Genomic DNA, 19,230 nt, shown 5'->3' with positions numbered 1-19,230 from the left:
CCGCTTTCCGTTAAGAAACATGCGTTACTGGCATCTCGACCGACCGAGGCAGGCGGGTCAATTCGACCTCTCGCGCGTCACCAGCCTCGTTTCCGCCATCGGACGCGACGACGCCAACGCGCTCGCCGCCGAAGTGCTCAACATGCTCGGCCCGGCCACGTCGGTCACGCAGTGCACGGTGTTCGCCTACGAATTCGGCAACCGGCCACGCACGGTATCCGTGGCCGACCATCGCGGCGGGCGCTTCCTGCGCGATGTCGCGGACACCTACGCCCGCCTCTTCTACGCACTCGACGGCAACCAGCAGATCGTCACCGGCGGCTCGGCCGACAAGCCCGGCTCGTCGTCGCTCGTGCTGCACTGGCAAAGCAGCGCGGACATCGCGCACGACGGCTACCGCGCCGCGTGCTACGCCGCCCCCAACGTCTCCGACCGGCTTTCGCTGCTCTTGCAGCCCGCCGCGGACATCTGGCTTTCGGTGAACCTCTACCGCGAAAGCGACGCGGGCAATTTCCAGCCTGCGGAAGTCGAACTGGTCGAATCGCTCGCCCCGTTGATCGGCGAGTCGGCGCGCCATCACTACACGATCCGCGGCCAGAGCCAGCTCGGCATTCCGCAGTTGATGCTCGCGCGGCTGCGAGGGCTGTGCCCCACGCTGTCCAAGCGCGAACTCGACGCCCTGCGCGGCGTGCTCGAAGGGCGCAGCGCGGTGGAAATCGCCGAGTGCATGGGCGTGAAGCCCAGCAGCGTCGTGACGTACCAGAAGCGCGCGTATCAGCGACTCGGCATTTCGAGCCAGCGGCAGCTTTTTGCGTTGTGCCTCGCGACCGATCAGGGCTAAGCGCCCGAGCGGCGCGAACAACCCCGTCCGCACGCCCCCTCTCCCCGCCGTAAGCCCGCTGTACCCAAATTGAGGACAGCGGACCTCCCTGCTCGCTCCATACTGCCTCCATCGCCAGCGCTTTCCCAACGCCGCCGGCGCAGGCCCACGCACGGCATGCACGCCGCCCTGGGCCATCAAAAACAAGACTTTCGTATCGGAGACGCATTTCCCCATGCCCCCCTTCGCCCTTTCTTCTGAGGCCGGCGCACGCGCAGGCCGCGACAGGAACACACGATGAGCGCCGAATTCACCCCGTATCCGTTCGAGGCGAAGCAGTACGCCGCCCGCTTGCCCCAACTCGAAGGCGGCCGCGACATGGAGCGCCACGCCGTGACGATCGTCGGCGGCGGCCCGGTCGGCTTCGCCATTGCGCTCGGCCTTGCAAAGCACGGCGTGCGCTCGGTGCTGATCGAGGCGGACGAATCGGTCTGCTACGGCAGCCGTGCGATCTGCATTTCGCGGCGCAGCCTGGAGATCATCGAGCGCCTCGGCGCGCTCGACGGCTTCCTCTCGAAGGGTCTGCCGTGGACGGGGGGCCGCAGCTTCTATCGCGACGACGAAGTGCTGCACTTCACGATGCCGCAGGACGAAAACCAGAAGCTGCCGCCGATGGTCAATCTCGCGCAATACCACATCGAGCAGTTCCTGCTCGACGCAGCCGAGCGCCACGCCGATCTCATCGACATCCGCTGGCGCACGAAGGTGACGGCCGTGCAGCATGACGCGCACGGCGCGACGCTCGCGCTCTCCACGCCCGAAGGCGACTACACGGCGCAAACCGGCTGGCTCATCGCCGCCGACGGTGGCCGCAGCACGGTGCGCGAAGCGCTGGGCCTCAAGCTCCAGGGCACGAGCTACGAAGGCCGTTACGTGATCGTCGACATCCTGCTCGACAGCCCGCGGCCCACGGAGCGCCTGGCGTATTTCGACCCGGCGTCGAATCCCGGCTCGACCGTGCTTGTCCACAAGCAGCCCGACAACGTGTGGCGCATCGACTATCAACTGCGCGACGGCGAGGACGCCGACGAGGCGATCAAGCCCGAGAACGTCATGCCGCGCGTGCAGAGCCTGCTCGACATGATGGGCGAAAAGGCGTCGTGGTCGCCCATCTGGATCACGATCTACAAGGCCAATGCGCTCACGCTCGAACGCTATCGCCACGGCCGCGTGCTGTTCGCGGGCGACGCGGCGCACCTCGTGCCGATCTTCGGCGTGCGTGGCGCGAACTCGGGCATCGACGACGCCGACAACCTCGCGTGGAAAGTCGCGTTCGTCGTGAAGGGGCTCGCGAACGAGGCCTTGCTCGACAGCTATTCCGACGAGCGTGTTTTCGCGGCCCACGAGAACCTGAGCTACGGCACGAAGAGCACGGAGTTCATGGCGCCGCCGTCGTTCGCGTTCGACCTCATGCGCACCGCCGTGCTGAGCCTCGCGCGCGAGCACGCCGCCGTGCGCTCGCTGATCAATCCGCGGCAGACTTCGGCCATCGCTTATACGACCTCACCGATCAATGCCGTTTCCGATGCGCTCGCGCTCGGTCCCACGCCGGGCACGGTGCTGCCCGAATGTCCGCTGATGATCGTCGATCGGGAGGGCGCACGCGAAGGTCACGTGACCGATCTGCTCGCGCCGCGCTTCACGGCGCTCTACTTCAGCGAAGACGGCGCGACGCCCGCCCCCCTCGCCGCGCTGGAAGCGCAGCTTGGCCAGTGCGGTCTGCCGTTCGCGCTCGTGCCGCTCGTACCGCTCGCGCCGCGCCAGCCCGCCGACGCGCAGCGCCCGATCGGCTGGGATCATACGGGGCGCCTCTTCCCCCTGTACGGCGCGCAGCCAGGCACGCTGTATCTCGTGCGCCCTGACGGCCACGTGCTCGGCCGCTGGCACGGCGACGCCGCCCGTGCGGCCGAACAGGCGCTCGCCGCCCTCGACCACGCGCTGCGCACCTGAGCGCGGGCCCATCACGTTCATCTGGAGAAAGCCATGACCGACAGCGAACTCGACACTGTCTACACGCAACTGTGCAGGACCATGACGGGACTGGGCGAAGCCAACGGCCCGCTCTTTCTCGCGCGCTTCGCGCTGCTCGCGATCGAGCGCATCGGCGACGCGCAAACCTGCCTGGGTTTGATCGAAGCCGCTGGCGCAAACATCGCCGCGCCGCAGCCGGAATAAAAGGAGGCGCTTCGTCCGCCTGCGCGGCGGCCGAAGCGCGCGTCAGCGCTGCGCCGACTGCACGAGCCGCGCGAGGCGCGAGCGGTTGCTGACGCCGAGTTTCTGAAACGAACGATCGAGATGCGTGCGCACGGTCGTATAGGAAATGCCCAACCGCTCGGCAATCTCCTTGTCGAGCAGCCCCTCCACCACCAGCGCCACCACGTCGCGCTCGCGACGCGTCAGGCGGCTGAAGGCTTCGCTCTCCCCGGCCGAGGCCTCGCCGGAATCCACCGGCGCATGCGCGCGCGAGCGCGCCAGCGCAGCCGCGAAAGCCGGACGCACCAGATCGAACAAAGCCAGTTCGCGCCCGGAAAGATGCTCGCGCTGCTTGCCGCGCCGGATGCGCAGATCGGCCAGATCCGCCTCGCCCGACCAGACAAATAGTTCCACGCCCGCATGCAGGCCGTCGGCGCACAAGAGGTCGAGCAGGCGCCGGCCTACTTCGAGACGCAACACGTCCTCAGGCAAGGGATGATCGGCCAGCAGTCTGAAGACGTCGGCGATCTGCGCAAGTTCGCTGCTCGTCAGGTCCATGCGGCTTGGGGCGATGAGATGTTGGCGGGCGCGCCGGGCTCCTGGCGCAATCGTCAGAGCTTAATGATCTCGTCTGACGAACTCAATATGAAACGCTGATGCCGAAAAGAAAATGGGGCGGCAAACGCCGCCCCAACAAAAACACACGCCGGCAAAGGGCTGTCTTCCGCCGGAAGTTGCATACTACGCGATGAAAAACGAAGCTGCATCCCCAGAATTGAGGACAAACAATCATCACATGCAAACTTTCACAGCCTTACAGGACGTTGCCGATGCGAAACGCATGGCCGTCATTCGCGGCGCAAGGTTTCGTGCCGGCGGCGCGCTTTAAGGGATCACGCGCGACACGCCACGGCCGCGCGGATCGGAAACCGCTTCGGGCGTCTCGCCTTCGACACGGATAGCCTGAATATCGCCGCTGATGTCCTGCCCCTTGAGCACATAGCCCTTCGCCTCCAGGGCTTTCGCGAGATCGCCTGTGATCGGGTGCGTCGGCTCCCAGAAAATCGTGTTCGGCGGCAGCAGTTGATGGTGGAATCGCATCGCCGCGACCGCGTCGGGCAACGGCATCCTGAAGTCATAGAGATTGGTGATGACCTGGAAGGTCATGGTGAAAATGCGCGAGCCGCCCGGCGTGCCCACCGCGAGCGCCACCTTGCCGTCCTTCGTCAGGATGGTCGGCGACATCGAGGAAAGCGGGCGTTTCTTCGGCGCAATCGCATTCGCGTCGCTGCCCACCACGCCGAACATGTTCGGCACGCCGGGCTTCGACGAGAAGTCGTCCATTTCGTCGTTGAGCACGATGCCCGCGCCCGGCACGACCACGCCCGACCCGAAGTAACCGTTGATCGTGTAGGTGTTCGAAACGGCGTTGCCCCATTTGTCGACCACCGAGAAGTGCGTCGTTTCCGCTTTCTCGGGCATCGAGGTGCCGAGTCCGGGCTGCACGCTCTTCGTGTCCGAAGGCTTGTCGGGATCGACTTCGGCGGCGCGCTTCGCGAGGTAGGCGTCGTCGGTCAGTTGGGCGACCGGCACCTTGTAGAAGTCGGGGTCGCCGAGGTACTGCGCGCGATCCGCGAACACGCGTTTCTCGATCTCCGCGATCAGATGGATGTACTGCGCCGAATTGAGCGGCACGTCCTTGAACTGCGGCGCGAGCATCGCCTTCATCTTGAGCAGTTGCACGAGGCCGACACCGCCCGAACTCGGTGGCGGCGCAGTGATGACGTCGTAGCCGTTCCACTTCGCTTCCACGGGCTGACGCCACACCGCCTTGTATTCCCGCAGATCGCGCTTCGTCATGAGGCCGTGGTCCTTCTGCATGAGCGTAGCGATGAGATCGGCGGTCTTGCCTTCGTAGAAGCCCTTCGGTCCTTGATTCGCAATGCGCGTGAGCGCGTCGGCAAGTTCGGGCTGTTTGAACGTCTCGCCTTCTTTGAGGTTGCCGAAGTACTCGTCGAAGTTGGTCTTGCCCGCGAAGTCCTTCTGCGCGGCCTCACGGCGCTTCTGGAGTTGTTCGTCCACGACGAAGCCGTTGCGCGCGTATTCGATGGCGGGCGCGAGCACCTGCTTCCACGGCAGCTTGCCGAAGCGCTTGTGCGCTTCCCACATGCCCGCCACCGTTCCCGGCACGCCCACCGCATCCACGCCGTACAGGCTCTTGCCGGGAATCACGTCGCCCTTCTCGTCGAGGTACATCGTGCGCGTGGCCGCGAGCGGCGCGCGTTCGCGATAGTCGAGAAAGTACGGCTTGCCGTTCATGTAGAGCGTCATGAAACCGCCGCCGCCGATATTGCCGGCTTCCGGGTAGGTCACGGCCAGCGAAAATGCGATCGCCACGCTCGCATCGACCGCGTTGCCGCCTTCCTTGAAGATGCGTTCGGCCGTGTCAGCCGCGTATTGATCGGCAACGGCCACCGCCGATGCATTCAGAACCGCCGGGCGATGCTGAGTGTCTTTCGCGAAGGCCGGCGTGGCTTCGAGAAAACCCGTGGAAAACGTGCAAAGCGAGAATAGTGCGAGAGCCGCAGCGGAAACTTTTGTTTTTTCTACCAGCGCCATTGAGTGCACCCCCATGATTCGGTTTATCGGCCATGGCTGCACGCCTGCGCGTGCGTAGCGTTGAAGTCACGCCTTGCCACGCCGGCCACGCGCAATTTCCTCTCCCGCATTCGCGGGCAGGCGCATCGTCACCGGAATCGACGCCACCGAAAACAGCCCGACCACGAGGAACGCCGGCCAGAAGTCGGACCAGACGATGGACGAGTGCCCTTGTACCCGATGTGAAATTTGCAGCACGAGGCCCGCGATCGTCACGCCAAGACCGAGCGACACTTGCTGGATCACGCTCGCCACACTCGTGGCACGGCCGATGTCGCGCGTCGGAATATCGGCATAGGCGAGTGAATTGAGGCCGGTAAATTGCAGCGAAGGAAAGATCCCGCCCGCAAGCACGATGAGCCAGATCAGCCACACCGGCATGCCCGGCGAGAACGAACCGCAGATCGCGATGGCCGCGCCCGCAATCGCCGCGTTCACGACCAGCGTGCGGCGAAAGCCGTAGCGCCCGAGCACGCGCGAGACGATCGCCTTCATGAAGATCGAGCCGAACGCCGAGGCGCACGTGATGGCGCCCGAAGCGAACGCGGTCATCCCCAGGCCTTCCTGAAGCGTGAGCGGTAACAAGAACGGCACGGCACCGAGCCCGATGCGAAAGAGCGACCCGCCCGCGACGCTCGCGTTGAAGGTGGGAATGCGCAAGAACTTCAGGTCGAGCACGGGCCGCTCGACTCGTTGCGCATACAACCAGTAGGCCGCCAGCAGCAATGCGCCGATCACGCACATCGTCACGGCTTTACCGTTCGAAACGAGTTCGCCGCCCACGAGCGAGAGGCCAAGCATGAAGAGCGACGCCCCGCCCGCCGACAGCACGAAGCCCACCCAGTCGAGCCGCCCCGGATGCTCCTCGTGCATGTTCGCGATATGCCGGTTGGCGAGCCAGATGCCGAGCACGCCGATCGGAATATTGATGAAGAAAATCAACCGCCAGTGCAAATACGTGGTGATGAAACCGCCCAGCGGCGGCCCGACGACCGGCCCTAGCAGCGCGGGCACGGTGAGATAGTTAACCGCTCGGATGAAGTCCGACTTCGGCAGCGAGCGAAAGATGATGATGCGGCCCACCGGCACCATCATCGCGCCGCCGATGCCCTGCACGAAGCGCGCGGCCACGAACATGCCGAGCGAGGTGGAGGCCGCGCACAGCAGCGAGCCCGCCATGAAGATGCCGATGGCCGTGCGAAACACGTTGCGCGAGCCGAAGCGATCGGCCACCCAGCCGCAGATCGGAATGAACACGCCCAGACCGATCACGTAGCTCGTGACGGCCAGCTTGAGTGTGATGGGGTCCTGGCCGAGATCGCGGGCCAGCGCGGGAAGCGAGGTGACGATGACCGTCCCGTCCACGTTCTCCATGAACATCGAGCACGCGACAATGAGCGGAACGATGAATGTGCCTAGGGCTAATGGCATGGGCAGAAACGGCGATCAGCGTGGCTGATGGCGTAAAGCTGCCATTATGGACCGTGTTGCGGAAAACAGGAACCCGGCAACAGATGAAGCCGCGCACGCATTTGCGCGGGCTGCAAAAGCGAAGGCCGCGCAGGCCGCCGCCGCGCATGCGCGGCGGCGGGCCTCGCGGCCTCGTCATGCAAAACCCGACGCGTCGATCAGACTGCCGTCTGCTTCATGCGGCTCACCACCGGACGCAGTTGCGGCAGCACCTGTTCGGCGGCGCGCGTCACGTCATTGGGAAAGTCGATCTCGATCCACGGCGCGCCGGTCACGTCGGCCGTCTCGAACTCGTTGCCGCGTTCGAGCAGCAAGTCACGCAGCGCCTCTTCGTGCGGCAGGTTCGCGCGGCCCGTATCGACGTAGCCCTCGACGATCTGCGCGAAGCGCTTCGCCGTCGCCTCGTTCAGACGGAAGAAGCCCACCGACTCGCCGATCGTGTCGTATTGCAGGCCGACCGCGAGTTGCTTGCGCAGCTCGACCGGCACGCCTTCGCGCAGGCACAGCTTCACGGGCTCGTCGCCGGCTTCGAAGTCGCGGTCGATCAGGAGACGATTGGCCGGCGCCTCGCCTGCCACGAGCGGGGCGAACACGCGCTCGTCGTAAAGCACGTCGGCGTCCATGAGCAGCACGTCGCCGCCGCGCGTGAGCGCCTCGGCCGTGCGATGCACCGTGAGCACGCTGCCCAGATCGAAGCGCGGATTCATCACGACCTCGACCTTGTGCGGCCAGCCGATGCGCTTGAGTTCGGCCTCGACCAGCTCAGGCTGGAAACCGAGCGCGAGCACGACCTCCGTGACGCCCGCCTCATCCAGCAGTTGCAGATGGCGTTCGAGCAGCGTCACGCCCTCGAATTGCAGCAGACATTTCGGAAACTGTTCTCCAGCGCGTTGCTGAAGGCGCAGGCCAAGGCCTGCCGCGAGAATGATGGCGCGCATGCGCAAGCGTTCCTTGGGAGAAAAAAGGTCAATCGGCGACTTCGACAGCGGGCACGCTCACGGCGCGCCGGCGTTGCCAGCTACGTTCGCTGAAATGCAGATACAGCAGGCCCGGCAAGCCGAGCAGGATTTCGCGCGCGCGCTTGGCGAGCGAGAGCGCGAGCGCCGCCTCGGGCGGCAGGCCCACGAGCGGCGCGAGCAGCAGATAGCCGCCCTCCTGCACGCCCAGCGAGCCGGGAATGGCGAAGGCCGCGCCACGAATGGCCTGGCCGATGCTCTCTAGCAGCAGCGCGTCGATCCAGTCCACGGGATGGCCGAGAAAGTGCAGCGCGAGCCACACTTCCGCGGTGCCCACGAGCCAGCCCGCGAGACTCAGCGCGAAGCTGGCCGCCGCGCGGCCGCGCTGGTCGTAGAGCGACTTGACGGCGGCGTCGACGGCGTCGGCGCGCGTGGCAAGCGAAGACCAGTCGTGCTTGCCGAACACCTTCGAAGCGAGGCGCATCGCACGGCCGAACAGGCCGCGGCGCTGCGCGACATAAAACAAGGCGATCAGGCCGCCCAGAACGAACGTCGCGATGATCGCCGCAACGCCGAGATCGCGCGGCGCGCCGTTCGCGGCATAGGCCGAGAACAGCACGATGCCGAACACGGCGAACACGATCTGCGCGACGGCCTGGAGCGTGGTGCTCACGGTGATGGCCGCGGCCGCGTCGCGCATCGACATGCCGCGCTGCGCGAGCTGGCGCACCATCGCCACCGGGCCGCCGATCTGACCGGCCGGCAGCAGGCTGTTGACCGATTCGCCGGTCCAGCGCGCGAGCAGCGCGTCGCGCTGGTCGACCCGTGCGCCCTTGCCGAACAGCACGGCGATCGCGCCCGCGTCGAGCGCGAGCGGCACGACGTGGAACGCCGCGACGAGCGCAAGCCCCCAGCCGGCGGCCGCGAGCGCGCCCGTTACCGAGCCGAGGCCCTGCCACGCGAGCAGCGCGATGAAAAGTGCCGTGCCTATCGACAGCAGCAGGATGGCGGCACGACTCACACCTTGCCTCCGAACGCCTTGCGGAACACCTGACGGAAGCCGAAGTACGCAATCGCGTCCTTCATGTTCGAGATGAAACGCCGCCACGGACGCATGTTCGGGTTCGTCACATATTCGAGCGTGAGCGAGACGCGCACTTCGCCGTCGAGGCTCGGCGTCACGCGGTGGCGCAACTTGTCGCCGTCGAACACGATGAGCGAGCCCGGCGGATATTGCACCGAGCCCGGCAGGTCCGCCTTGTTCGGGTCTTTCGTGTGCAGCTCGTAGTCGAGCTTGCACGAGGACTCGTCGATCACGCCGAGCAGCACCGTATAGCGGCGGCCGTCGTAGTACGACGTGTCGTAATGCCAGCCGATATGGTCGCCCGCGCGCGTGTAGTAATAGAGCGCGTAAGCGTGCGGGTCGTCTTCGGGCGAAAGCTGGAGCCGGTCGCCCGTGATCTTTTCGAGCCACGCGATCAGTTGCGGCGAGCGGTACAGCTCGGCGATATACGGCGCGAGGCGGTCGATGGTGTGGCGGCTCACGCTGCCACCCGCCTTGTGACCCGGCAGATAATTGCGGTTGACCTCGGGCAGCAGCGCGTTGGCTGCGTCGATCAACTGCTGCGTGGCGTCCGCGGGCAGGAATTCGGAGAGATACAGGAACGAGCCCTGGCTCTGGTACTCCTCGCGCAGGCGGCCCGAATTCAACGGGCGCAGCGCGCGGCCAACCGCGCCCTCCGGGTCCCCGGCCGCGGCCCTCGAAAGGCCGGCTGACGACGGGATGGGAGACGTTACAACCTGTTCTTCTTCTGCTTGCACACTCATCGGCTGATCCACACCTGACTGGTTTCCTTGCCGGGACGCATGCGGCGCGTGACGCGCACATAGTCGAGCACCACCCAGACGGCGAACAACGGCGCCCCGATCGAAGCCGCGATGATGAACGGCGAGGCGACGCCCGTCAGCGTGACAAGGGGTAGCAGATACAGCACGTCTTCGGTCTCGAAACCGCCCGCGAACGCCTGTTGCGTACCGGCCTTGCCGGCCATTTCCTCGATGCGCATGCGCAGGAAGAAGATCACGGCGACGGCCACACCCGCAACGCCGCCGAGCACGGCCGGCGGCACGCGCCAGTCGGCGCCCGTTGCGGCGGCCACGACGCCGAGGCCGTAACCCATGCCGAAGAACAGCAGGACGGTCACGAGCGCGTCGGCTGCGAGATCGTAGAAATGCCCGATACGGCTGGTTTTGCCGCTGATGCGCGCCAGTTCGCCGTCGGTATGATCAACAAAATTCGACAAAACGATCAGAAATGCGCCAATATTGGCGTGCAGAAAGTCGCCGCGCGCCAGATAGAAGGCACCGGCGAGTCCGATCAGCAGTCGCAGGGTGGTCAGGTGATTCGGGGTAACAGGCGTGGGGACGAGCGGCGTCACGAGCCAGCGTGCGGCCCGCGCGTCCCAGGTGCGCGGAAGCGGCGCCGCGCGCGGGGCCGCTTTCTCAGGTTTGTCTTTTCCAGTCATAACCTCGCAATATATACGGCTTCCAGAAAACTTGCAGGTTTTCCGACGTTCAAGCCTCAATCACCTTACGCAATGTAATATTTGTGCCGAACCCCATTCCGCAGCGCCGCAAGCGAAATCGCCAGAACCCGCGTAGAGTGCATGCCTTCGCAGCGGACCGGGCATTGTGCGCTCGCCGCATTCCGGCATCCGCGCACGCACTTTTCGCGCCTTATTTGCAATGAAACGTTTCCCCGTCGCTGTCTTTTTCGCCACTGCTATCGCGTGCTTCGCGAACAACGCCCGCGCCGTCGTCATCGACGACTCCCTGACCTGCAAGGAGTCCGCGCACGACTTCATCTCGGCGCTCATCGACCAGAAACTGATCCAGCCGAAACCCATGCGGGTGGAAAGCAATTCGATCAACGCGTTCTGGCCCGCGCAGGGCCAGCATATGACGGCGTACGGCTTCAGCGTGTTCGCCGTGGTCGGCTTTCAGAAGGACGATCCGCTCTTTCGCACCGGCGACGGCAAGCCCATCGCACCTTCGGCCTACGGCGCCGTCGTGGTCGCCACGCAGGCCAAGGTTCAGGCGGCGCTCACGGCGGCGGGCAACAACGCCATCGTCCACCACGCCGGCCCGCTGCTCACCGCGATTTTCTGCCAGCAGGACTGAGCGCCCGGCGGCGCGCGCCGATCCGGTTTCGGGGCGCCGCCGTTTGATTCTTCTCGTTGACGCTACTCGTCGTTATTCGATGCGCCCGAAGCCGCCCTCGGCCCAGGCTTCGGCGCGCGCCTTCGTGAGCTTGAAGTTCGGCGCGACGCGCGCCTCGGCCAGTTTCTCGCCGAACACGTCGAATGCGCCGAGCAGTGCATAAGGTTCGTACTCGTCGGGGACGATGTCGAGCGTCACGTCCACGTCGCCCTCCCCGGTCTGCACGCTCACGCGCTTGTGCAGCAGCGCGCGCAGTTGCTGCTCGTGCCGGCGCAGCACCTCCGAGGCGGTCTTGACGAGCGTATTGAACGCGCCCGTGTCGAGCGGCTTGGGATTCTTCTTGTCGCGGCCCATGGTCCAGGGGCCCACGAGCGCGGGCTCCGGCTCGCCGTCCTTGATCATTTCGACGGCCCAGCCGTCGTCGTCCTCGTTCTTGATCACGCGCGCCGTCCAGCCGTCCTTGCGCCACAGGCGCGGCTCTTGGATCACCTCGGCTTCGGCTTCGGCGGCGGGGTCATCGGCAGGGAAATCGGGATCGACAGCGGGCGAGGAATCGGTCATGGCGGGTTTTTCATCGGGTTCTGCGAGGCCTGCCCGTTGCCGGGCAAGGGCAAGATTTTACCCCCATCGCGCCGCGCACCGGACATTGCGCCCGCACGCGCCCTCGATGCCGATTATCGCGCCGTGGAATTTTCATTCCGGCGCAATACCCGACTCATATTCGCGTCACGGCTTAATCATTGCGAATTTTGCAACGCACCATTCCGCAATATGCGATTAATTGAAGCGATTTTCTGGGGAGCAAAAAAAAACGCGGCCCGAGAGCCGCGTAAAAACAGATGAAAAAAGACCACCCTTGGTCGAGGGCTGTGCAAATTGTATCGCCACACCGCATCGGTGTTCAGCGCTTAATCTGGAACAGTACCTTCCAGAAAATTACCAGAATCGAACTTGAAAACGACGCGAAACCGCGCTATGGCCCGCCCCGCGCGGCTTTGTCGCACCGTCGCAAGCGTACAACGGATTTTTAAGAACGCACATTTTGTCGCAGTCGTTAATCACAAGAAAAATCCCTTTATATGCATCATGTTACGAGAATTAGTGCTGATACTGAAATGAGATATAGACATTGTTGCGGTAATTAACGTCAAGAGTCGAATTCACAGGCTTAGACTGCGTAGCGAATCACTCGAACACGAAACCGATTTTCCGAATTCGGCCGTGAAATACCCAGGTACTGACCGGAGAAAAGCATGAAAAAAACCCTCATTCTTGCAGGTGTCCTAAGTGCATTTGCAATGAGCGCCCATGCGCAAAGCACCGTCACACTGTATGGCTCGCTCGACGCCGGCATCGTCTACGCCAATAACGCGGGCGGCCACAGCCTGTGGGCGCAGGGCAGCGGCGCCCTGTCGAACAACTATTTCGGCCTGCGCGGCGCCGAAGACCTGGGCGGCGGGCTGAAAGCGATCTTCACTCTGGAAAGCGGTTTCAACATCAATAACGGCGGCTACAAGAACGGCGACAACGGCTTCAACCGCCAGGCCTACGTCGGCCTGAAGAGCGACCAGTACGGCACGCTCACTCTCGGCCGGCAGTACGACTCCATGGTCGATTATCTCTCGCCGCTCGCGGAGGCCGGCGCGGGCTTCGGCAACAATCTCGCGGGCCACCCGTTCGATAACGACAACCTCGCCCAGAGCTACTCGATCAAGAACTCGGTGAAGTACGCGAGCGCGAACTACGCGGGCTTCCAGTTCGGCGGCCTGTACGGCTTCAGCAACGACGCCAACGGCTTCGCGAACGGCCGCGCATGGAGCGTGGGCGCGTCCTACGCCACCGGCCCGCTGAACTTCGCCGCCGCCTATACGCAACTGAACAATTCCGGCGGCCTTGGCGCGGCCAACAGCGCCGCTTCGGCCGACGAGAACATCTCGGCACGCATGCAGCGCTCGTTCGGCGCGGGCGTGAACTACACCTATGGCCCGGCGCAGGTGGGCTTCGTGTGGACGCACTCGCAAATCGACGGCATGCAGAGCCTGTCGAGCGGCGGCAGTGTTCCGCTGCCCGGCCTTTCGGGACTCAACCTGCATCTGGACAACTATGAGATCAACGGCGCCTACCATCTGACGCCGGCACTCGCATTCGTCGGCTCCTACACGTTCACCGACGGCACCGTCACGGGCACCGGCAACGGCAACAACAGCCCGAAGTGGCACACCGTGGTGCTCGGCACCGACTACTCGTTCAGCAAGCGCACGGACGTCTATCTCGCCGGCGTCTATCAGCACGCTTCGGGCAACCTCGGCTACAACGCCGACGGTTCGGGCATCTCGAATGTCGCGGCGATCAACACGCTCTCGCCCTCCTCGACGAACAACCAGGTCGCCGCAACGATCGGTCTGCGTCACCGCTTCTGATCGATCGGCCTGGCAGGCGCGCGGCGCGATCCGCCGCGCGGCCTTTATCTTTCCTTTGCCTTTCCTTTACGAATTTGCGAAAACGGGACAGCGCACACGTGCCACGAGCGCGTGTGCGCTTCTTTTCTGTTTTCGTAACGGCAACATTCGATGCGGCGCGCGAGGCGGACAACGTAGCGTGCAGCGGGTACTCGCTGTTGCATCTTTTTACGTCTGCGAGGGGCTCGATTGAGATCGGCGTGCGTATACTCATTGGCACATTCCGCTGCATCGCTCATGCCACGCCGCCTATGAAAACGCTCACGCAACGTCTCCTCGCCGCCACTGCGCTCGCACTCGTCGCCGCTTGCGGATCGACGCCGCCTTCCAGCTCCGCCGACAATGGCGAGCCGATGATCTACGCGTCGTCAGCACGTTCGACGTCCTCGGTCGCGAACTGTCTCGAAGACCGCCTGCCGCACGTGCACACCTCGCGCGACGGCAACGCAACGGAGCTGAGTGTGGGCTCGCGTTCGGACGCGTCCTACCTCGTCACGCTCACGCCGAATGGCCACGGCTCCGTGATACGCGTGACGCATGGCGCTTCGGCATCGAACGATCCGCCTGAAGAAGAGTTGCGCTTCGACGTCGCGCGCTGCACGACCTGAGACGCCGACCTCATGACGGGCGGCAGCGCGTTCGAGGCTGCGCACGCCGCACGATAAACCGTGTGCCGCCCCCTGTCATAAAGGCGACACATCTGCGAAGATTGCGCCCCTTCGACTTCGCATCACTCCGCTTCATGGCATCAGGCACCGCACATCACGCCACCGGTTGGGCCGCCGGCGTCATCGCCGCCGCAATCGTCACGCATCAGGGCGCGGACAGCCCATGGCACCTCTACGCCGCGCTGGCCTTCGTGGCCGGCGTCGCGGGCGGATCGGCGCCCGACTGGCTCGAAGTCGCATGGTGGCGCAAGAAGCGGCGCCTCTGGGTCACGCATCGAACCATCACGCACTGGGGCATCGGCTGGATTGCGTTGCTCGTGTGGTCTTATCACAAGCTCGGGCATCTGGCGATTGCCGCGCCGGCGTTCGGCTTTGCATGCGGCGGTGTGATTCACCTGCTAGCCGACTGGCCCAACCCGCTTGGCGTACCGTGGATCCTGCAACGACATTCGCTGAACTGGTGGCGCAGTGGCCGATGCGATCTGGTTGTCGTCGCCGCGTCCTGGGTGGCGGCCTGGTTTTTCGCCGTGCACGGCGTGCCGCGTGAGTGGTCGCTCGGACCGCTGAGTCGATTTGTTTAGTTCGTCAGGTATCCCAGGTAATCGATACCGCGACGCCTGAGTTGCGGCGATTGCCGTTGATCAGCGCGGCTCGCGCTCATCACGAAAGCCGCGGGGTTCAGGCGAGCGCCAACGACGCTCGCCGACACCTCACCAACGGGCGTTGCCGTTCGCGTTGCCGTTTCCGTTGCCCTGCCAGTTCGATCTTCCGTTCGAACCGCCGCCTTCCTGGTGGCCTCCTCCGCCCTGCCGGCCCTGCTGCCCCGGTCCGCCGCCCGCACCCGGATTGGCGCCTGGATTTGTGCCTTGATTGGCACCCGGATAGCCGCCGCGCCCGTTCGGATCGCGCCCGCCGTTCGCGGCCGTCGTCTGGCCAGGTTGCGGGCGGCGGCCGTCGTAGCCTCGCTGCTGTGCGGCGCGCGCGTCGTCGCGCGAGCCGTGCCAGTCGCCGCGCGGGGGGCCGTCGTGATAGCCGTGATAATCGCGGCCGTCGCGCTGGCTGCCCACCGCGATATCGACCTGGCCATAGCCATACCCCGGCGCATAGCCGTATGCGGGCGCCGCGCCATAAACCGGCGCCGTCGCGTAACCCTGGTCGGCGTAGCCATAACCCGGCCCAACGACACACCCCGCCAGCGAGCCCAGCGCGCCCACCGCCAACAACCGTTTAAACATATCGAAATCCCATACACAATCTGGTCGCACAGCGAACGGCCGGACCGACGCGCCCGGACTCGGGCGGCCATGTCGGCAACACAAACCCCACGCGGGCGGGATTCGGCGTTCCGCGCCGGCATCTTACCGGTAGCACCGTGCTCCGTGGAAATGTTCGCGAACTTTGTAACACAAAAGACCGCCGCAAACCCGATTCAAACCGGATACAAACGCTCGCATCCTGGCAGCAAGCCCAATAGCCCGCCACCCATGCAAAATGCCAATTAACAGAATGCCTGGCGCACGCCAGTATCGGCCGAATTAATCCGGATATGTTTCTTATCGTTTTAATAAAGACCCAATGAAAAAGCGGCGCCCTGATTAAGGAACGCCGCCTCCCAATCGCCTCAAACGGTAATCAGGCGTCTTGCTCGCACTCCGCGCGGCCCATCCGGTAGCCGACGAGCAGGCCGGCGTCATATGCCGATTCCAGCGCGCGGCCAAGGTCCTCGACGCTCACCACGTGCGCGTCGGCCGTGGGCTTGCCCGTCAGTTCGAAGCTCTCAATGCCGAGCGTCCTTCGCGCGATCAGCAGCAGTAATTCAAGTCGTTCGTCGTGCATTTTTCCCTCCAAGCTTGCTTTATATCATCTGATTTCAATGATAAATGTCAAAGCTTTATGAATTGCGCGACGCATGGACGCATTTTGAAGAATTACTCTAAAATAATAGACGAGTAAAGTTTAAAATCTGTAAAATCGTCGGAATCAATCTTTAAATATCTTTAAATTAAATCGATTGATTATCATTCCATTTTCGACTCTGGCACCAAAGGCGTCCAGGAACCGGTGACGGCGCAACGCCCCGGCCATCCGGCCAGGGTTTCGCATGGGCAAGCGTTTGATATGATCGGAAACACCATGCGCGGGCCACCCGCGCTGGCCGTCAGCCTCCCAACGTCGCCCATGGACACCACGCTCAACCCATCCGCCAGCCCGGCGACCACCGACCTCGGCCGCCGCGTGCGCGCCGCGCGCGTCGCCCAGGATCTGACACTCGATACGGCCAGCCGCCTGTGCGGCGTCTCGCGCTCGACTTTGTCGAAAGTCGAAAACGGGCTGATGTCGCCCACCTTCGACGTGCTCCAGAAGATCGTCGGCGGCCTGAGAATCGATCTGGCGGAGCTGTTCGGCACCACGCCCAAGCTCAACGCAGGCGGGCGCCGCGCGCTCACGCGCAGCGGCGCGGGCCAGCGCCATGCGTACCGCGGCTATCAGATGGAGCTGCTCGCCACGGATCTCGCCCACAAGGCAATGCTGCCCTTTCGCATCCGTATCACCGCGCACTCGCTGGATGCCTTCGACGACTGGGGCCGCCATGAAGGCGAAGAGTTTCTCTACGTGATCAGCGGCAGCGTGTGCCTGTATTCGGAGCTCTACGCGCCCACCTACCTCGAAGCCGGCGACAGCCTCTACTTCGACAGCCGCACGGGCCATGCGGCGATCTCCACGAGCGAGGAAGACGCCGAAGTGCTGTGGATGGCCACGAGCGCCCGCTTGGCGGGCGTCGTCCCGGAGGGCAAGCCCGTGTCCAAAGTGCCGCGCGCCAAGGCGAAGCTGCCCGCACGCTGAACGCGCGAGCGCGCCCGGCGGCTCAGCTCTGTGCGCCGCTCGGGCGCTTGCCGCCGCCAGCCGCTCTGGCGCGCCGCGAGCGCGGCGTAGCGGCCCCTTCCGGCACCACGTCGCGTTCGCGCGCCGCGCGCCGCACAGCCTCGATCAACGCGCGCCCGGCGGGCGTGGGCTGCGTATCCGTGCGCTGAATCACGCCCACCGGCTCCTCGCCGCCCGCGGAAGGCAACGGCAGCCGCACGAGCGTCCCGCGCCGCAGGTCATATTCCACGGCGCCCGCGGGCACGAACCACACTGCGTCGTTCTCGAGCGCCAGTGCGCGCCCCACCGAAACCGAGAGCAACTCCACGAACGCCGACAGCGTCGGCGCGCCCCAGGCGGCGAGCAGGCTGTCCGCCGCCTGGCGAATCAACGTGCCGAACGGCGGCAGCACGAGCGGAAACGTCGCGAGCTGCGCGGGCAGGCCCGCGCCTTGGGCGAGCGGATGCCCCGCACGCACCACCACGGCCAGCGGCTCGTTGTACAACTGCTCGAAACTCAGGCCGACCATGCGCTCCGGGTCGGCCACCCGCCCCACGGCGAAGCTGATCGCGCCGGTCTTCAGCCGCTCCAGCAATTCCGTGTTGGAGCCGGTCACGAGGCGCACGCTCACGCGCGGCCACTCCGCCGCGAAGTGGCGCAACGCCCCCGGCAGCAAGGCCGTCGCCACCGTCGGCAGCACGCCAATATCGATCGTCGCGGCCACGGCGCCTTCGTCGCGCGCGAGCAGCGCCACGCCCTGGCGCAGCGCGCTCACGCAGGCGCTCGCGTGCGGCATGAAAAGCTGCCCTTCGCGCGTGGGCACCGCGCCGTGGCGACCGCGCTCGAACAGCTTCACGCCGAGCACCAGTTCCAGTTCCGCGATCGTCTTCGAGACGGCGGGCTGCGTGATCGACAGACTCGCGGCGGCCTGCTGCACGCTGCCCATCTGCGCCACAGCCAGAAAGCACTGGAGATGACGGAATTTGACGCGTCCGTCCGCGAGCCGGTTTTGCATAACGATTCGTTATACGAGATACGAAAAAACATCATTTTGCATAACTTTTCGCATTGGATAAAGTGGCTGCATCGGCTCGCGTCGCCCCAACCCCTCAAGGCGGCGCGTGGCGTTCCCCCAATAATCCACTCAGGAGACACCCCATGGACGAGTCCATCCTGTCGCCGCGCGACTTCGACTCGCACCCCGCGTACGTTTATCCGCCGTACCGCTCGTCGGTCAAACGCGGCCCCACGCTCCCGCTCATTCCGCTGAAGGAAAAGCTGCGCAACCAGCACGCCCCCGTATACGGCACCGACGACCTCGGCGCGCTCGATCACGACCTCACGCGCAACGCGGCCAAAAACGGCGCACCGCTCGGCGAGCGCATCATCGTGACGGGCCGCGTGCTCGACGAAGGCGGCAAGCCCGTGCGCAACACGCTCGTCGAAATCTGGCAGGCCAACGCCGCCGGCCGCTACGTCCACAAGCAGGACCAGCACGACGCGCCGCTCGACCCCAACTTCCTCGGCGCGGGCCGCGCGATCACCGACAACGACGGCCGCTATCGCTTCCTGACCATCAAGCCGGGCGCCTACCCCTGGGGCAATCACCCGAACGCGTGGCGTCCGAATCACATCCACTTCTCGCTGTTCGGCGACTACTTCGGCTCGCGTCTCGTCACGCAAATGTATTTCCCCGGCGACCCGCTGCTCGCGTTCGACCCGATCTACCAAGGCACGCCCGAAGACGCCCGCGAGCGCATGATTTCGCGCTTCTCGCTCGACACCACCGAAGAAGGCTTCGCACTCGGCTACGAATTCGACATCGTGCTGCGCGGCCCGAACCAAACTCCCACGGAGCGTTGAAC

The 19,230-nt window shown here is 64.8% G+C and carries 21 protein-coding genes; 10 read left to right on the top strand and 11 right to left on the bottom strand.

Features of this window, described 5'->3' with window-relative positions; all coding sequences use genetic code 11:
- Positions 1–19 precede the first annotated feature (19 nt).
- The 3 genes from C7402_RS13575 to C7402_RS13565 all read left to right on the top strand — a co-directional run bounded on the left by C7402_RS13575 (position 20) and on the right by C7402_RS13565 (position 3,055).
- A complete protein-coding gene (locus C7402_RS13575; protein ID WP_112177036.1) occupies positions 20–841 on the top strand; it encodes a helix-turn-helix transcriptional regulator in 822 nt (273 codons plus the stop codon).
- A gap of 276 nt (positions 842–1,117) precedes the next feature.
- Positions 1,118–2,830: an FAD-dependent oxidoreductase gene (locus C7402_RS13570; protein WP_116611026.1), complete on the top strand. Its 1,713-nt coding sequence runs from the start codon at positions 1,118–1,120 to the stop codon at positions 2,828–2,830.
- A 33-nt stretch (positions 2,831–2,863) separates the two neighbouring features.
- Complete coding sequence (locus tag C7402_RS13565; protein ID WP_116611025.1) at positions 2,864–3,055, top strand: hypothetical protein; 192 nt, start codon at positions 2,864–2,866, stop codon at positions 3,053–3,055.
- 42 nt (positions 3,056–3,097) lie between these two features.
- Here the strand turns inward: C7402_RS13565 and C7402_RS47995 are convergent, their stop codons facing one another.
- The 7 genes from C7402_RS47995 to C7402_RS13530 form a co-directional block, all read right to left on the bottom strand.
- Complete coding sequence (locus C7402_RS47995) at positions 3,098–3,631, bottom strand: helix-turn-helix transcriptional regulator (RefSeq protein WP_116611024.1); 534 nt, start codon at positions 3,629–3,631, stop codon at positions 3,098–3,100.
- A 327-nt stretch (positions 3,632–3,958) separates the two neighbouring features.
- Positions 3,959–5,692 (bottom strand): gamma-glutamyltransferase, encoded by a 1,734-nt coding sequence (ggt, locus tag C7402_RS13555; protein WP_116611023.1) that lies wholly within the window; start codon positions 5,690–5,692, stop codon positions 3,959–3,961.
- A 66-nt stretch (positions 5,693–5,758) separates the two neighbouring features.
- On the bottom strand, positions 5,759–7,162 hold the full coding sequence (locus C7402_RS13550; protein ID WP_112177041.1) for an MFS transporter: 1,404 nt from the start codon (positions 7,160–7,162) through the stop codon (positions 5,759–5,761).
- Between the two features lie 197 nt (positions 7,163–7,359).
- Positions 7,360–8,139: a phosphocholine cytidylyltransferase family protein gene (locus C7402_RS13545; protein WP_112177042.1), complete on the bottom strand. Its 780-nt coding sequence runs from the start codon at positions 8,137–8,139 to the stop codon at positions 7,360–7,362.
- Between the two features lie 28 nt (positions 8,140–8,167).
- Positions 8,168–9,178, bottom strand: coding sequence for a flippase-like domain-containing protein (locus C7402_RS13540; RefSeq protein WP_112177043.1), 1,011 nt, complete (start codon positions 9,176–9,178; stop codon positions 8,168–8,170).
- Positions 9,175–9,984, bottom strand: a complete 810-nt coding sequence (locus C7402_RS13535; protein ID WP_116611022.1) for a HalD/BesD family halogenase — start codon at positions 9,982–9,984, stop codon at positions 9,175–9,177. Before C7402_RS13535 ends, C7402_RS13540 begins: the two co-directional genes overlap by 4 nt.
- Complete coding sequence (locus C7402_RS13530; protein ID WP_116611021.1) at positions 9,981–10,682, bottom strand: CDP-alcohol phosphatidyltransferase family protein; 702 nt, start codon at positions 10,680–10,682, stop codon at positions 9,981–9,983. The genes C7402_RS13535 and C7402_RS13530 overlap by 4 nt, the downstream gene beginning before the upstream one ends.
- 220 nt (positions 10,683–10,902) lie before the next feature.
- On the opposite strand from C7402_RS13530, the gene C7402_RS13525 reads away from it, so the two are divergent.
- Complete coding sequence (locus C7402_RS13525; protein WP_112177046.1) at positions 10,903–11,337, top strand: hypothetical protein; 435 nt, start codon at positions 10,903–10,905, stop codon at positions 11,335–11,337.
- A gap of 72 nt (positions 11,338–11,409) precedes the next feature.
- On the opposite strand, the gene C7402_RS13520 is transcribed toward C7402_RS13525, so the two are convergent.
- Positions 11,410–11,937 (bottom strand): hypothetical protein, encoded by a 528-nt coding sequence (locus tag C7402_RS13520; protein WP_181565787.1) that lies wholly within the window; start codon positions 11,935–11,937, stop codon positions 11,410–11,412.
- On the opposite strand from C7402_RS13520, the gene C7402_RS46285 reads away from it, so the two are divergent.
- The 4 genes from C7402_RS46285 (at position 11,857) to C7402_RS13505 (ending at position 15,084) form a co-directional block, all read left to right on the top strand.
- Positions 11,857–12,219 carry a hypothetical protein gene (locus C7402_RS46285; protein ID WP_133254489.1) on the top strand — a complete coding sequence of 121 codons (363 nt, stop codon included), beginning with the start codon at positions 11,857–11,859 and terminating at the stop codon, positions 12,217–12,219. The genes C7402_RS13520 and C7402_RS46285 overlap by 81 nt on opposite strands.
- A gap of 410 nt (positions 12,220–12,629) precedes the next feature.
- Complete coding sequence (locus C7402_RS13515) at positions 12,630–13,796, top strand: porin (RefSeq protein ID WP_112177047.1); 1,167 nt, start codon at positions 12,630–12,632, stop codon at positions 13,794–13,796.
- A 239-nt stretch (positions 13,797–14,035) separates the two neighbouring features.
- Positions 14,036–14,443 carry a sugar ABC transporter ATPase gene (locus C7402_RS13510; RefSeq protein ID WP_244314836.1) on the top strand — a complete coding sequence of 136 codons (408 nt, stop codon included), beginning with the start codon at positions 14,036–14,038 and terminating at the stop codon, positions 14,441–14,443.
- A 134-nt stretch (positions 14,444–14,577) separates the two neighbouring features.
- Positions 14,578–15,084 carry a metal-dependent hydrolase gene (locus C7402_RS13505; protein WP_112177080.1) on the top strand — a complete coding sequence of 169 codons (507 nt, stop codon included), beginning with the start codon at positions 14,578–14,580 and terminating at the stop codon, positions 15,082–15,084.
- Between the two features lie 129 nt (positions 15,085–15,213).
- Here the strand turns inward: C7402_RS13505 and C7402_RS13500 are convergent, their stop codons facing one another.
- Positions 15,214–15,738 carry a hypothetical protein gene (locus C7402_RS13500; protein ID WP_133254488.1) on the bottom strand — a complete coding sequence of 175 codons (525 nt, stop codon included), beginning with the start codon at positions 15,736–15,738 and terminating at the stop codon, positions 15,214–15,216.
- A gap of 397 nt (positions 15,739–16,135) precedes the next feature.
- A complete protein-coding gene (locus C7402_RS13495; RefSeq protein WP_112177050.1) occupies positions 16,136–16,339 on the bottom strand; it encodes a DUF6900 domain-containing protein in 204 nt (67 codons plus the stop codon).
- Between the two features lie 342 nt (positions 16,340–16,681).
- On the opposite strand from C7402_RS13495, the gene C7402_RS13490 reads away from it, so the two are divergent.
- On the top strand, positions 16,682–17,347 hold the full coding sequence (locus C7402_RS13490) for a helix-turn-helix domain-containing protein (RefSeq protein WP_116611019.1): 666 nt from the start codon (positions 16,682–16,684) through the stop codon (positions 17,345–17,347).
- A 22-nt stretch (positions 17,348–17,369) separates the two neighbouring features.
- Here C7402_RS13490 and pcaQ read toward each other — a convergent pair whose 3' ends face one another.
- A complete protein-coding gene (gene pcaQ, locus C7402_RS13485; RefSeq protein WP_116611018.1) occupies positions 17,370–18,380 on the bottom strand; it encodes a pca operon transcription factor PcaQ in 1,011 nt (336 codons plus the stop codon).
- Positions 18,381–18,523: 143 nt separating this feature from the next.
- Between pcaQ and pcaH the strand changes: the two genes are divergently transcribed.
- On the top strand, positions 18,524–19,228 hold the full coding sequence (pcaH, locus tag C7402_RS13480; RefSeq protein WP_112177053.1) for a protocatechuate 3,4-dioxygenase subunit beta: 705 nt from the start codon (positions 18,524–18,526) through the stop codon (positions 19,226–19,228).
- Positions 19,229–19,230 lie beyond the last annotated feature (2 nt).

This window comes from Paraburkholderia unamae (genome assembly GCF_003096875.1).
Lineage (GTDB): Bacteria > Pseudomonadota > Gammaproteobacteria > Burkholderiales > Burkholderiaceae > Paraburkholderia > Paraburkholderia unamae.
Note: the sequence above shows the minus strand (reverse complement) of the source record. Positions and strands in the feature narration are given on the sequence as shown.